11 protein-coding genes are annotated in these 13829 nt (G+C 64.9%); 8 read left to right on the forward strand and 3 right to left on the reverse strand.

What is annotated here, in order from left to right:
* From ACWGS9_RS07800 to ACWGS9_RS07810, 3 genes are read left to right on the forward strand one after another with little or no spacing between them, the layout of a single operon-like run.
* Positions 1-1617: a hydantoinase B/oxoprolinase family protein gene (locus ACWGS9_RS07800; protein ID WP_454504753.1), complete on the forward strand. Its 1617-nt coding sequence runs from the start codon at positions 1-3 to the stop codon at positions 1615-1617.
* Positions 1617-2819, forward strand: coding sequence for a pyridoxal phosphate-dependent aminotransferase (locus ACWGS9_RS07805; RefSeq protein WP_454504693.1), 1203 nt, complete (start codon positions 1617-1619; stop codon positions 2817-2819). The genes ACWGS9_RS07800 and ACWGS9_RS07805 overlap by 1 nt, the downstream gene beginning before the upstream one ends.
* 3 nt (positions 2820-2822) lie before the next feature.
* On the forward strand, positions 2823-3638 hold the full coding sequence (locus tag ACWGS9_RS07810) for an NAD-dependent epimerase/dehydratase family protein (RefSeq protein ID WP_320215306.1): 816 nt from the start codon (positions 2823-2825) through the stop codon (positions 3636-3638).
* Between the two features lie 147 nt (positions 3639-3785).
* On the opposite strand, the gene ACWGS9_RS07815 is transcribed toward ACWGS9_RS07810, so the two are convergent.
* On the reverse strand, positions 3786-4766 hold the full coding sequence (locus ACWGS9_RS07815; RefSeq protein WP_454504694.1) for a membrane dipeptidase: 981 nt from the start codon (positions 4764-4766) through the stop codon (positions 3786-3788).
* Positions 4763-6211, reverse strand: coding sequence for an aldehyde dehydrogenase family protein (locus ACWGS9_RS07820; protein ID WP_454504695.1), 1449 nt, complete (start codon positions 6209-6211; stop codon positions 4763-4765). The genes ACWGS9_RS07815 and ACWGS9_RS07820 overlap by 4 nt, the downstream gene beginning before the upstream one ends.
* A gap of 100 nt (positions 6212-6311) precedes the next feature.
* On the opposite strand from ACWGS9_RS07820, the gene ACWGS9_RS07825 reads away from it, so the two are divergent.
* The 5 genes from ACWGS9_RS07825 (at position 6312) to ACWGS9_RS07845 (ending at position 11589) form a co-directional block, all read left to right on the forward strand.
* Positions 6312-7220 (forward strand): LysR family transcriptional regulator, encoded by a 909-nt coding sequence (locus ACWGS9_RS07825; protein WP_454504696.1) that lies wholly within the window; start codon positions 6312-6314, stop codon positions 7218-7220.
* Positions 7221-7235: 15 nt separating this feature from the next.
* A complete protein-coding gene (locus ACWGS9_RS07830; protein WP_454504697.1) occupies positions 7236-8240 on the forward strand; it encodes an Ldh family oxidoreductase in 1005 nt (334 codons plus the stop codon).
* A gap of 254 nt (positions 8241-8494) precedes the next feature.
* On the forward strand, positions 8495-9892 hold the full coding sequence (locus ACWGS9_RS07835; RefSeq protein WP_454504698.1) for a hypothetical protein: 1398 nt from the start codon (positions 8495-8497) through the stop codon (positions 9890-9892).
* Positions 9889-10470 (forward strand): DUF3726 domain-containing protein, encoded by a 582-nt coding sequence (locus ACWGS9_RS07840; protein ID WP_454504699.1) that lies wholly within the window; start codon positions 9889-9891, stop codon positions 10468-10470. Before ACWGS9_RS07835 ends, ACWGS9_RS07840 begins: the two co-directional genes overlap by 4 nt.
* 12 nt (positions 10471-10482) lie before the next feature.
* Complete coding sequence (locus tag ACWGS9_RS07845; protein ID WP_454504700.1) at positions 10483-11589, forward strand: class I SAM-dependent methyltransferase; 1107 nt, start codon at positions 10483-10485, stop codon at positions 11587-11589.
* A gap of 57 nt (positions 11590-11646) precedes the next feature.
* On the opposite strand, the gene ACWGS9_RS07850 is transcribed toward ACWGS9_RS07845, so the two are convergent.
* A complete protein-coding gene (locus tag ACWGS9_RS07850; RefSeq protein ID WP_454504701.1) occupies positions 11647-13716 on the reverse strand; it encodes an oxidoreductase in 2070 nt (689 codons plus the stop codon).
* Positions 13717-13829: the final 113 nt, after the last annotated feature.

The raw sequence follows: 13829 nt of genomic DNA on the forward strand, positions 1-13829 counted from the left end.
ATGAACAGCATTGGCGAAATCCGCATGCAGGTCATGTGGAACCGGTTGATCTCGGTGGTCGAGGAACAAGCGCTCACTTTGCTGCGGACCGCCTTCTCGACCTCGGTGCGTGAATCCGGCGACCTGTCGGCCGGGGTGTTCGACCCGCGCGGCCAGATGCTGGCGCAGGCGGTCACCGGCACGCCCGGCCACGTCAACACCATGGCCGAGGCCGTGCTGCATTTCATGAACGAAATCCCGCGCGAGAACATGTTCGAGGGCGACACCTATGTCACCAACGATCCCTGGCTCGGCACCGGGCATCTGCACGACATCACCATGGTGTCGCCCTCTTTCCTGAACGGCCAGCTCGTGGCCTTTTTCGCCTGCACGGCGCATGTCGTGGACGTCGGCGGGCGCGGCTTCGGCGCCGACGGCAAGTCGGTCTATGAGGAAGGCATCCAGATCCCGATCATGAAGTTCGCGGAAAAGGGCAAGGTCAATCTCGACCTCGTCCGCATCCTGCGCGCCAATGTCCGCGAGCCGAACCAGGTCGTCGGCGATTTCTATTCTTTGGCCGCCTGCAACGAGGTCGGCCACCGGCGCCTCGTCGACATGATGAAGGAGATCGGCCTCACCTCGCTTGACGGGCTCGGCGAATTCATCTTCTCGCGCACCCGCGACGCCATGTTGGAACGCATCGAGGCGCTGCCCAAGGGAAGCTGGTCGAACGAGCTGGTGACCGACGGCTACGACGAGCCGGTGAAGCTCGCCGCGACGGTCTCGGTCCGCGACGACCATGTCGAAGTCGATTTCACCGGCACCGACCCGATGAGCCGTTGGGGTATCAACTGCCCGATCATCTACAGCAAAGCCTATGCCTGCTATGCTCTGAAATGCATGGTGGCGCCCGACATTCCCAACAATGCCGCCTCGCTCGCCTTCTTCACTGTGTCGTCGCCCATCAACATCCTGAACGCGGTGCGTCCGGCGCCGGTGGCGCTTCGCCATATCTTCGGCCACATGGTTCCCGATCTGGTGCTGGGGGCTTTCTCCAAGGCGTTGCCCGGAAAAATCCTCGCCGAAGGCGCCGGCGCACTGTGGAACATCCATATTTCGGCGCGGCCTGTCGCCGGTGCGTCCGGCCGCCGTGCCGAGGTGCTGATGTTCAACTCCGGCGGCATGGGCGCGCGCCCCGAACTCGACGGCTTGTCGGCGACGGCTTTTCCGTCCGGCGTTCATACGATGCCGATCGAGGCCACGGAGCACACCGGTCCGATCGTGATCTGGCGCAAGGAGCTGCGCCCGAATTCCGGTGGCGACGGCGAATTCCGCGGTGGCCTTGGACAGGTCATCGAGATCGCCGCGACCGACGGCCACGAGTTCGACTTCTCGGCGATGTTCGACCGCGTCAATCATCCGGCCCACGGGCGCAACGGCGGCAAGCCGGGCGTTGCCGGCGTGGTCAAGCTCGACGACGGCACCAAGATGCGCCCGAAAGGCTGGCAGCATGTGCCGGCAGGGCGCCGGCTGATCCTCGAACTGCCGGGCGGCGGCGGCTATGGCGATCCGGCCAGGCGCAGCGCCAGCGCACGGGCCAATGACCGATCCAAGGGATACGTCTCGGAGAACGACTGATGAGCTATGTTGCCTCGCGCCTGTCGGTGGTGAAGCCGTCGGCTTCTATGGCGGCCTCCCAAGCGGCAAAGGCGCTGCGCGCCAAGGGCATCGACGTGATCGACCTCGGCTTGGGCGAGCCCGATTTTCCAACCCCCGATCACATCATCGATGCCGCCCATTTCGCGGCGAAGGCCGGGCAAACGCTCTATACGGCCGCTGCCGGCACGTCTGAAGTGCGCGAAGCCATCGCGGGAAAATTCCACCGCGAGAACGGGCTGGACTACACGGCCGACGACATCGTGGTGGCCAACGGCGCCAAGCAGATCATCTTCAACGCGCTGATGGCGACGCTGGAGACCGGCGACGAGGCGATCCTGCCGGCGCCCTACTTCGTCTCCTATCCGGAAATGGTGAAGCTGCTCGGCGGTACGCCTGTCGTCGTCGAATGCCCGGAGACCACCGGCTTCCGGCTGACGCCGGCGCTGCTGGAAAAGGCTATCACACCAAGGACAAAGTGGCTTTTCCTCAACATGCCAGGCAACCCATCCGGTGCGGTTTATTCGCAATCCGATCTCAAGGCGCTGGGTGCTGTACTGACAGAACACCCGCAGGTGCTGATCCTCTCCGACGAGATCTACGAACACATTCTCTTCGACGGCCGCGAGTTCGTTTCGTTCGGTAAGGCGTGCCCAAATCTCAAGGACCGCACGCTGATCGTCAACGGCGTCTCGAAATCCTATGCGATGACCGGCTGGCGGGTCGGCTACGCGGCCGGGCCGACGCCGCTCCTCAAGGCGATGTCGACGATCCAGAGCCAGTCCTGCACGTCGGTGTGCTCGATCGCCCAGGCAGCGACCGTCGCCGCGCTCAACGGCCCGCAGCATGAGGTCGCACGTTTCCGTCAGGCTTTCGAGCGGCGCCGCGACCTGGTCGTCGACGGCATCAGGAAGATCAACGGCCTGACGTTGTCGCCGCCGGATGGCGCCTTCTACGCCTATATCGGCTGCGCCAGCCTGATCGGCCGCAAGACACCCAAGGGCGTCGTGCTGGAGGACGACGCGGCTGTATCGAATTATCTTCTCAACGAAGGCCGGGTGGCGTCGGTGCCGGGCGTCGCCTATGGACTGTCACCCTATTTCCGCATCTCGACCGCGACCAGCGAAGAGGTGCTGACCGAGGCGATCTCGCGGATCAACGCCGCCGTCGCGCAAGTGGAGTAAAGAATGCCGCACTACGAACGTATCCTGATCACCGGCGCAGCCGGCCGGCTCGGCTCGGAACTGCGCAAGGGGCTGGTGCCGCTGGCCAAGACCATCCGCCTGGCGGGGCGCGAACCGTTCCACGATCTCGCGCCTCACGAAGAAGAAGCGGTCTTCGACCTCGCCGACATGGAGGCGACGATCGCGGCCACCAAGGATTGCGACGCGATCGTGCATTTTGGCGGCGCGCCGCTCGAATGCGAATGGCAGACCATTCTCGATTCCAGCATCCGCGGCTCCTACCATATCTATGAAGGCGCGCGGAAACATGGCGTGAAGCGTGTCATCTACGCCTCGTCGGTGCATGCCATCGGCTATCACGAGATCGAGGCGCATATCGGCGTCGACGCGCCGGTGCGCCCCGACAGCCTCTACGGTGTATCGAAGAATTTCGTCGAGAGCCTCAGCCGGCTCTACTGGGACAAATTCGGCATCGAAACCGCATGCCTGCGCATCTTCTCGTCCTTCCCCGAACCGGCCGACCGCCGCATGCTGTGGTCGTACCTCTCCTTCGCCGACTGCGTGCGCCTGGTCGAGGCATCGCTGACCGCACCGCGCGTCGGCCACACTATCTCGTTCGGCATTTCCGACAACAAGCTGAAGATGGTCGACAACAGTGGCGCGGACCACCTTGGATTTATCCCGCAGGACAGCGCCGAGCCGTTCCGCGCCGCCGTCGAGGCGAAGACCCCTGTTCCCGATCCGAAGAAACCGTCGGTGAAATATCTCGGCGGTTGGTTTTGCGAGCTGGGGCACCCGGACGACAAGCCGGCAGGGTAGAGCAATTCCAGGAGAAGTGCGAAGCGGTCAGGCTCGGCGACTTCGCCGCAGCTTTCCGCCCGGAATTGCGCAAAAGCTAAAGCCTTAGAGCGCTTCGGTGATTCTATGAACGCTGAACCGCTCCACCGCGCCAGCTGCAATGCCGGCTCAGGCCGGCGTCGAAGGCAGGCTGGCCTTGAGGAAGCGATGCCAGGCGCCGCCGAGCACAAGGGAAGTTTCGGCTTTGTCGAAGCCTGCCGAGAGAAGGCCTTGCGAAAGTCTCGGAAAATCGAGGCTCGATCCGAACCAGGACGGCTGAGGCGGGAAGCTTGCTGCCGCCTGTGTCTCGCGGGTCCAGCGGCCCTCGCGCATCCAGCGCACGACGCTGTCGGGCTGGCCCTGGCAGAGATCCGAGCCGATGCCGAGATGCTCCGCTCCCATGATCCGGGCGGCTTCCGAAGCCATTTCCCCGAATTGCCCCAGCGTCGTGTCGGAACCGTACGGAAGATGCAGCGGATAAAGCGAAAGGCCGAGCAATCCTTCCCCTTCGCGCAGCGCCTGCAGGACGGTCTTGGAAACATTGCGGTTGCTGTCGCGCAGCCAGCGCGGATTGGCGTGGCTGATGACCACCGGCCGCTGCGAGAGCGCGATCGTTTCCAGCGCGGTCCGCTCGCCTGCATGCGACAGATCGATGATCATGCCGAGCCGGTTCATTTCGGCGATCGCCTCGCGCCCCATCCGCGTTACACCGCTGTCCTCCTTCTCCATCCAGCCGCAGCCGAGCAGCGACTGGTTGTTGTAGGTGAGCTGCACGAAGCGGATGCCGAGATCGAAGAGCATTTCGATCAAGCCGATGTCGTCTTCCATCGGCATTGGGTTTTGCAGCCCGAGGAAAATAGCCGTGCGGTTCGTGGCGCGGGCGCGCTCGATGTCACCGCTGTCGCGCGCCAAAAGGATGAGGTCCTCATTGTTGCGGAAGTGTGTGCGCCAATCGACGAGGTGGCGCACTGTCTCGCGGAAACCTTCATGGTAGCCGACCGTGGCGTGGATCGCCGTCAGCCCGCCCTGGCGCATCTGTTCAAAAATATCTCGCGACCAGTTGCAATATTGCAGCCCGTCGATGAGCAGTTGAGGCGCGTGGCTGGTCATTCGGCCGCGCCCGCGTGGATATAGGACGTCTTCACCTGGGTGTAGAACTCGACCGCAGCGCGTCCCTGCTCGCGCGGACCGTAGCTGGAGGCGCGGACCCCGCCGAACGGCACGTGATAGTCGGTGCCGGCGGTCGCAAGGTTGACCATGACGCAGCCCGAGCGCGACGCGTGGCGGAACTTCGTGGCGCGCGCCAGCGAGCGCGTGACGATGCCCGCCGTCAGCCCATAGGGGGTGTCGTTGGCGAGGAAGATCGCCTCGTCGAGATCGTCGGCGGGAATGACGCAGGTGATCGGCGCAAACATCTCTTCCTGGTTGATGCGCATGCGCGAGCGCCCATTGAGAAACACGGCGGGCGCCATGTAGTGGCCACGGTGCGCCAGGTCGAGCGCCTCGCCTCCTGTCGCAAGCTCGGCACCTTCGCTTTTGCCGAGCGCCACATAGTCGAGATTGGCGGCGAGCTGCCCGGCGCTGATCACCGGCCCCATCTGGACGCCGGCCTGCAGGGCATGGCCGACCTTCAACGCTTTGGTTTTCGCCAACAGCTTTTCGACGAAGGCATCATGCACCGGCCGGTGGACAATCAATCGAGAAGACGCCGTGCATTTCTGGCCCGAACCGCCGAAGGCGCCGTTCACGGCGAGGTCGACCGCGCGGTCGAGATCGGCGTCGTCCATGACCACGAACGGATTCTTCGACCCCATTTCCAGCTGCAGCTTCACGAACCGCGCGGCGGCCAAGGCCGCGATACCGGAGCCGACGGCACCGGAGCCGGTAAAGCTCAGCCCTTGTATGTCGGCATTGGCTGCGAGCTCGCGGCCGATCGTCGACCCCGATCCCATCACCAGGTTGAACAGGCCTTTCGGGATCGCCTGCCGGCTGATGATCTCGGTCAGCGCCCAGGCGCTGGCCGGTGTGACGCTGGCCGGTTTCCAGACCACCGCATTGCCGAAAGCCAGCGCCGGCGCGATCTTCCAGGACGCGGTGGCGATGGGAAAATTCCAGGGCGATATGATCGCGACGACGCCGAGCGGCTCGCGTTCGATCAGGACATCCACGGCTGCCCTGACCGAGTCGGCCGAAGCGCCGAGATTGCGCAACGCCTCCGCAGCGAAATAGGTGAAGAACTGTCCGGCGCGATAGACCTCGCCGACGCCCTCGGGAAGGGTCTTGCCCTCTTCGCGCGAAAGCAGTTCGCCAAGCTCCTTCGAGCGCGCCATCAACTCGCGTCCGATAGCATCGAGAACGGCGGCTCGCGCTTCGAGGCCGACCGCTGCCCACTCCCGCTGGGCTTCATGAGCCGCCGCCACGGCGTCATGGCTATCGGACGGCTGCGCCTGTGCGAAACGCCCGACAACATCGGTCACGTCGGATGGATTGATATCCTCGACCCAGTCGACGCCGTCGCGCCACTCGCCTGCAATGAAGTTCCGACCGTTCAGCATTCTGTCCGACCTGCATCAATTCGGTTGACAACGACCTAACCAATGCTGTGAACTTCAATCAAGCTCAATTTTTGGCACAAATGTTCAGGCAAGCTTAACAGTGACCAAAACCATCAGCCTGACCGGCATGCGCAGCTTCGTCGCGGTCTGCGAGACCGGCGGCGTGCGTGCCGCGGCGGATCAGATCGGCCGCACGCCGTCCGCCGTGTCGATGACCTTGAAACAGCTGGAAGACGATATTGGTGCGCCGCTGTTCCAGAGCGAACGCAAGGGTGCGCTTTCGCCGGTCGGCCGCATCGTGCTCGATGAGGCGCGCGCCATGATCGCCCATTACGATCGCGCCTGCCTGGCGATGACCAGCTACGCGGCGGATATGCAGGGACGCTGCGACGTGGCAAGCGTGCCTTCGGTCGCCGTGACCTTGCTGCCGCGCGCGATCGCCCAGCTTCGCGCCGAGGGCAGCAATTTCGACATCCACGTCCGCGACAGCGATTCCAGCGCCATCGTCGACGCGGTCGAAAACGGCATGGTCGAGGTCGGGCTGTGCGTGCTGGCAACCCGGCGGCCGCAACTCAGCTTCGAGCCACTGTTCCACGAGCCGCTCGATTTCGTCTGCCCGGTCGATCATCCTTTGGCAAAATCGAAGCGTCCGTTGAAATGGGCGCAACTCGACGGTGAGAGCTTCATCCAAAATGGCGCGGCCGCGGCGCTTGGCATTGCCGAGACCGAGGCTCTTGCCGCCGGCTCCAAACTCACCGCGACCAATGTGAGTTCCAACCTGGCTATGGTGGAGGCCGGGCTCGGCGTCACCATCCTGCCCCGGCTCTGTCGCTGGAAATGCAGCCATGCTGTGCGCTTCCTGCCGCTTGCCGATCCGCGCTCGAGCCGGACGGTCGGCTGGATCGCCAAGGAGGGCCGCAACCTGCAGCCCGCCTCGCTGCGGTTCATCGAATGCATTCGCCTGCAGACACGGGCGAGCGAAGGAGAGCTCGGCTATGCCGCGGCATGATTTGTGGGTGACCGGATGACACGCCTGACGCAAGCCCGGATCGAGACGCTCGCGCGCACAGCCCTGATACGTCACGGCGCCAGCGAGGCGCAGGCCGAGGCCCTGGCTGCCGGCATCGCGGCGGCAGAACGCGACGGCCTGAAATCGCACGGCCTGATGTATCTGCCGACCTATTGCGAGCATCTGACCTGCGGCAAGGTTCTGGGGCTGGCAAAGCCGCGCCTGACGCAACCCGCTCCGGCGGTCGTTGCCGTCGATGCCGGCAACGGCTTTGCCCACGCCGCAATCGCCACCGGCCTGGCGCCGCTGATCGAAGCGGCCCGCGCGCAAGGTGTCGCGGCTCTCGCGATCCGCAATTCCTACAATTGCGGCGCGCTGGGCTATCACACCGAACGCATCGCTGAGGCCGGCCTGGTCGGGCTGGGGTTCACCAACGCGCCGGCCTCGATCGCGCCCTGGGGCGGACGCAAGGCGGCCGTCGGCACCAATCCCTGGTCGCTCGCGGTCCCGGACGGACAGGGCGGCGCGCGCCTCGTCATCGATCAGAGCGCGAGCGTCGTCGCCAAGAGCGAGGTCATCAAGCGCGCCCGCGCCGGCGAACCGATCCCTCCCGACTGGGCCTTCGATCAAAGCGGCGAGACAACCACCGACGCCAGCGAAGCGTTGAAGGGCTCGATGGCGCCGGCTGGCGGCTACAAGGGCGTCGGCTCCGCCCTTTTGGTGGAAATCTTTGCCGCATGCCTGACGGGAGCCAATCCCGGGCTGGTCGCCAGCCCCTTCTCCGGCACCGCCGGAGGCCCGCCGGGAACCGGTCAGTTCTTCCTGGCGGTCTTACCCGACGCGACTTCGGCAGGCGCGTTCGCAGGCAAGCTGGAAACCGTGACCGGCGCCTTCGTCGGCGAGGCGAGACTTCCCGGGACAAAGCGCTTCGGCGCGCGCGAGCGCAACTCAAGCGAAGGCATCGAAGTGGCGGCCGAAACGCTTGCCACTCTCGAGAAGCTCGCAGGGACCGCTGCATGACGGCGATCGCGCTGCGTCCGCCAGATGTGGTCATGCGCCTGCAACGGCTTGGCGCGGCGCATCCGACACGGCTCAGCTTCCTGCGCCAGCTGATCCGCCGCGCCACCAGGGAGCAGTGGCACGTACGCAAGGACCGGTTCGAACTGGACGACCACGGATTTGGACGCGCGGTCTATGCGGTCGAGACACCAGCAAGGACTTATAGTCTGGTGGCGTTTTCGACGCCGCTCGACGACGAGAGGCGTTCCGACCGTGTGATCGCGCAGGCCTGGGATACGAGCTACGTGCTTTATGACGGCTTGCCGGACGCTGCCGAGGTCGCGCGGCTGGAAGCAAATGCACCCTTGCAGGAGGCAGGCCGTTTCACGAGCCGCGAACTCGTGCTGGCCCGCGCGAACAAGAGCGTCAGGCTGTTCGAAGAAGTCGCTTCAGCGCTGGCGCATGGACAGCAGCCGGACGAGGAGCAACTGCTCGGTGTCGGCTATCTGCTGCGCACGACGGCGGTCTACGGCAACGGCAAGTTCGGCATCGCCGATCGCGACGAGATCGCCTCGCGGCCGGAGCTTTCCGGATCCTTCCAGGCAGAGATGCTCACGGTCTGGTTGATCCGGTCCTTCACCCTCGACCTGGCCGACCACGTCGCCCACAGCCGCAATCCCATCGGCGCGGCGAGGCTTGCGCCGGATTTGCGCCGGGCGCTCGGGGTGGGAAATGCGACGGGGCTGGGCATGGCCCCCTTCCTCGTTCGCCATCCGCTTTTGACGCATAGCTGGTTCCTTGCCCGCGAAACCGCGCTGGCGCGGGTTCGCGCTGAACCGCATGCCGGCGAAGCGGAACGAAAAGCGTTTTTGCAGACCCTCACTGACCTGCGCCGACGCGTCGCCCGTTGGCACAGCGACGACAGCCGCCAGGCCGTCGCAACCCGGTTATTGGCCGACGATCTCGACACGCTGGCGGAAAACCTGGATCAGCTTCTGGCGAAGCCCCATCCCTGGGATGAGCTCTATCGCTTCGCGGAAGACCGCTTCTCGCTTGAGGGGCAGGAGGCCTGCCTCTCCCTGATCCTCGAGCCGCACGGCGCTTTGGTTGATGAGCTCGGCGACACGATGAAGGCCGACGAGACACCCGGCCATGGCATCGATGGCAGCGTGACTTGCGGTTCGCTTCGCCAGGCGCTTCTCGGCAGCTACTCCTGGGCGGCGAGCGCCGACTTCGCCGATCCGGCCGCCAATGCGCGGTTTTGGTACGTCTCGGCGGAGAAGCTCGAGCCCCGACTTGGCGAGCGCTTCGAGGAGGACGGCGCCGAGCTTGAACAGCCTCTGGCCACCGCGCGCGATGCACTCAGCCTGGCAGCAGCGCTAGCAAACGAACCGGCCTCAGGCCGCGTCGCGGACTTCCTGCTGCGCCGGCCTGAATGGCGCCACGCGGTGCGGCGCGCCCAGATCGTCGCCAAATTCCCCTATGCCGAAATCCACGACAATCTGATCGGCGCGGATCTGAGACCTGTCGACATATTGCGCGCCAAGCTGGCGTTCTTTGGTGCGCGCAGTTTCGATCCTCGCTCCGATCGCTGGCTGCGGATCGCGCTCTTCAGCGGCGAGCCTCTGATCGAGGATGTCGCCACGGCGGTGCCAGCTGGGGGAACCGCGTGATCGACTTGTCGCTCAACGAGGTGGAAGCACTGAGCACCAAGGCGGCGCGGGGCGCGGGATTTTCGTGGGGTCTGGCCGAGGATGTCGGGCGGGCCGCACGTAGGATCGCTATCGACGACGAAGACTGGGGCCAGGCCATGCTGAGCCTTGTCGAAAAGGCGCAATCCTTCGCGGCGCCCGATCCTGCCCGCGCGGCGCGCTGGCGGAGCGGCGAGGCTGACAAGCCTGCCGAAAGGCCGCTCTGTCCCATCCGAACCGCAGCCCTGCTGCTCGACGATCCGCCTCCGGCGGCCGCGATGCCGCTGTCGATCCTGAATGTCGGCCTGCCGATCTGGCTCGACGCCATGCTGCGCCGCTCGAACATGCGCATTGCGCAGCCGGTCGGGCCGCTTACGCCTCGAACCGATATCGTTATCGAAAGCCGCAGCAGGGCAGAGCAGCCAATCACGGGCCGCCGCGGAGCGATCGACGAACGCACGCTCGCGGCGCTGAATTCTTTCGCGGCCAAAACCTATGTGCCGGAAAGCGAAAGGTCGCGCGTCCGCGGAGCCGGTGGAGGACGCGTGGACGATGAATAAAGGGAGAAGGAAATGAGCGCAGCCGACGGCCAGAAAATCGCCATGCGGGGGTCGGGCTATTATTCGGCCAACACCGTCGGCGCCAAATACGTCATCGACAAGGTCGGCGACCTCGTCGTCGAGGCTGTCGCCAGGATGCCTCGGTTGGCCGACGGCCAGCCATTCGCGATCGCCGATTTCGGCGCGGCGGATGGGGGCACCTCGATGGACATGATGCGGCGGCTGGTTGGCGCCTTGCGGGAGACGGAACCGCATCGGGCGATATCGATCACCTACACCGACCTGCCGCATAACGATTTCTCGACCCTGTTCCGGCTCAGCCAGGGCCTTCTTGGGCCTTCCACCGACATGCCGCTGGCGGACACCCCTGCCCTCTACATCTTCGGCAGCGGTACCAGCTTTTACCGGCAGATCGTGCCGGACAATTCCCTGTCGTTCGGCTTTTCCGCCACGGCGATGCACTGGATCAGCAAAAGACCCTGCATGATCGCCGACCATGTTCAGGCGGTCGGCGCGACCGATGCCGAGCGCGAGCAATTTCGCGCCCAGGCCCTGCGCGACTGGGAGACGATCCTGCTTGCCAGGGCGCGCGAGCTGCGGTCCGGCGGCAGGCTCGCGCTGGCCAATTTCTGCGTTGACGACGAAGGCCGCTATCTCGGCCACACGACAGGCGCCGATATGTTCGATAGCTTCGCGCGCCATTGGCGCGATCTGCTTCGCGCCGGGCGGATCAGCGAGACGGAATACGTCAACGCGACGTTCCAGCAATTCTACAAGACACCGGAGGAATTCGCCGCGCCGTTTCGCGATCCCGCCTCGCCGGTGTCGCAGGCCGGACTAAGGCTGGAGACGATGTTTACCATGGTGACGCCCTGCCCCTATGCACAGGCCTTCCGCACCCATCGCAATGCACAGGATTTCGCCAGGGCCTATGTGCCAACGCTGCGCTCCTGGTCCGAGACCGTTTTTGCGAACGCGCTCGATACCTCGCGTCCCGCAGGCGACCGCTCCGCAATCATCGACGATTTTTACAACGCCTATGAAGCCGATGTCGCGCGAACACCTGAAGAGCACCGCATGGACTACGTCCATTGCGTAACGGAGATCGTCAAGTCGTAACGGGCCGGTATCGTGCGGCTTCCCCATTGCCGCCCGACCACAACGGCCGGACGGTCTCTATTCCGCCGCCAGCGCCGTCACTTCCCGACGGAAAGGCAAGGCATCGCCGATACCGGGTTCGTCCAGCTCACGGGCGAAGCGGTGGCCGGCATAGGTGGCCCAGGCGATCGGCCCCGGTGCTTCGGCGTCGCCGACGACCTTGATCGAGCGGATGCCATTGTCGGTCCACTCGTGTTTCCGCGCCTTGAGCTCGCGCCAGACGCCGTCGTCCTGATTGCGCGACGTGACCAGAACGACCGCGTCGGCCGTCAGTTCGTGGCGCGCGCCGGTATAGACGCAGGCCGAGACGACGCCGCCCGAAGCGATAGTCGTGACGGCCCTGTTGAGGACGATATCGACTCCCAGCTCCGCCAGGCGGCGGTGGATGGCACCCTGCTCCAGCGTGTTGCGCGTCCAGTCCGAGACATAGGCCGACGGGGTCACCAAGGTCACCTTGGCGCCCCGACGCGCCATCAGTTCCGCAAGGACGCCGCCCATGTAGTAGTGATCGTCGTCGAACAGCACGACGTTGCCGGAAGGGACCTTGCCGTCCATCAGATCGTCGGGCGTGTAGACCGGCATGGCGGCTTCGATCGGCATCGGCACGACATGGGCGCGGGCGACGCCGTCCCGCCGCCAGGTCGATCCGGTCGCGACGGCGACATTCTGGAAGCCGAAGGACAGGATGTCGTCCGCCGTCAGCCGGCTTTCGAAATAGATATCGACGTTCGACATCTGGCTGAGCTGATACTGGCGATAGTCGCGCACCCTGCCCCATGCCGAGAGGCCCGGAAGCAAGCTCTCGCGCGCCACGCGTCCGCCGAGCTCGGTGCCGGCTTCCGCGATCGCCACCTGGTAGCCGCGCAGGCCGAGCGCGCGGGCTGCCTCCAGCCCCGCGGGTCCGGCGCCGACGATCAGCACGCTGTCGCTGTCACCCTTGGCCTGCATCCGCTCCGGATGCCAGCCCTTGCGCCATTCCTCCATGAAGGTCGGGTTCTGCGTGCAGCGCGAGATCGACATCGTCATGTCGCCGGTGATGCAGATGTTGCAGCCGATGCATTCGCGGATTTCCTCGATGCGTCCCTCCTCGACCTTCTTGGGCAGGAAGGGATCGGCGATCGACGGGCGCGCGCAACCGATGAAGTCGAGCGTACCCGACTTGATCATCCTGACCATCACATCCGGCGAGGTGAAGCGGCCGACACCGACGACCGGCTTCGAGGTCAGCTTCTTGATGCCGGAGACCAGGCTTTCCTGCGCCGCCTCTTCCTTGAAGCGCGACGGCCCGGAGCAATCCTCCCAGGCGCCATGGGCGAGGTCCCATAGATCGGGCAGGTCGGCATGCATCTCGATCATGTCGCGAACTTCCGAGTTGGCGAAGCCAAGCTCGCCGATCATCTCGTCCAGCGACAGCCTGAGCGTCAGGCCGCAAGTGTCGCCGATCGCGTCGCGCCCTTCCTCGATCAGCTCGCGCATCAGCCGCGAGCGGTTTTCCAGCGAGCCGCCATATTCGTCGTTGCGCTGGTTGGTGGCGGTCGACAGGAAATGCTGGATGATGCCGAAGCCATGCGCGCCGTAGAGGCATACCAGGTCGAAACCCGCCTGCTTGGCGCGTTTGAAGGCATTGCGATGCCAGCGGCGCAGGTCGCGGATATCCTCTCTGTCCATGGCGCGCGCCTGCACCGGATCGTTGGTGAAGGTGCGGATCGGCAGGGCTGACGGCCCGCGCGGGACTTCCTTGGTGTAGAGATTGGGACCGTTGATGCCGGAATAGGCGAGCTGGACACCGGCGAGCGCCCCGTATTCGTGCATGGCTTTGGCCATCTTGGCCAAGGCCGGAATGTCGGCGTCGTCCCATAGCCTGAGCTCGATGAACGGCGTGATCTCGGAAGTGTGATGCATCTCCGTCTGCTCGGTGAAGATCACGCCCCATCCGCCTTCGGACTTCATGCGGCGCATCTCGGCCGCCGCCGACGGATCGCGATAGCCGCCGCCATTGCAATGGGGAACCTGATAGAAGCGGTTCTTGGCGGTCACCGGACCGATCTTCATCGGCTCGAACAGAATGTCGTAGCGTGGGTCGCGCATGTAACTCCCCTTCCCGTCGGCTTGGCGCTGCCGAGACTACTCATAAGTTGGCGCCGGCGCGGGAAAACTACGGAATTCTTCTGCGCCGATTAGGACGCGCCTAATCGCGCGTC

Source organism: Mesorhizobium sp. Arg314 (genome assembly GCF_053714275.1).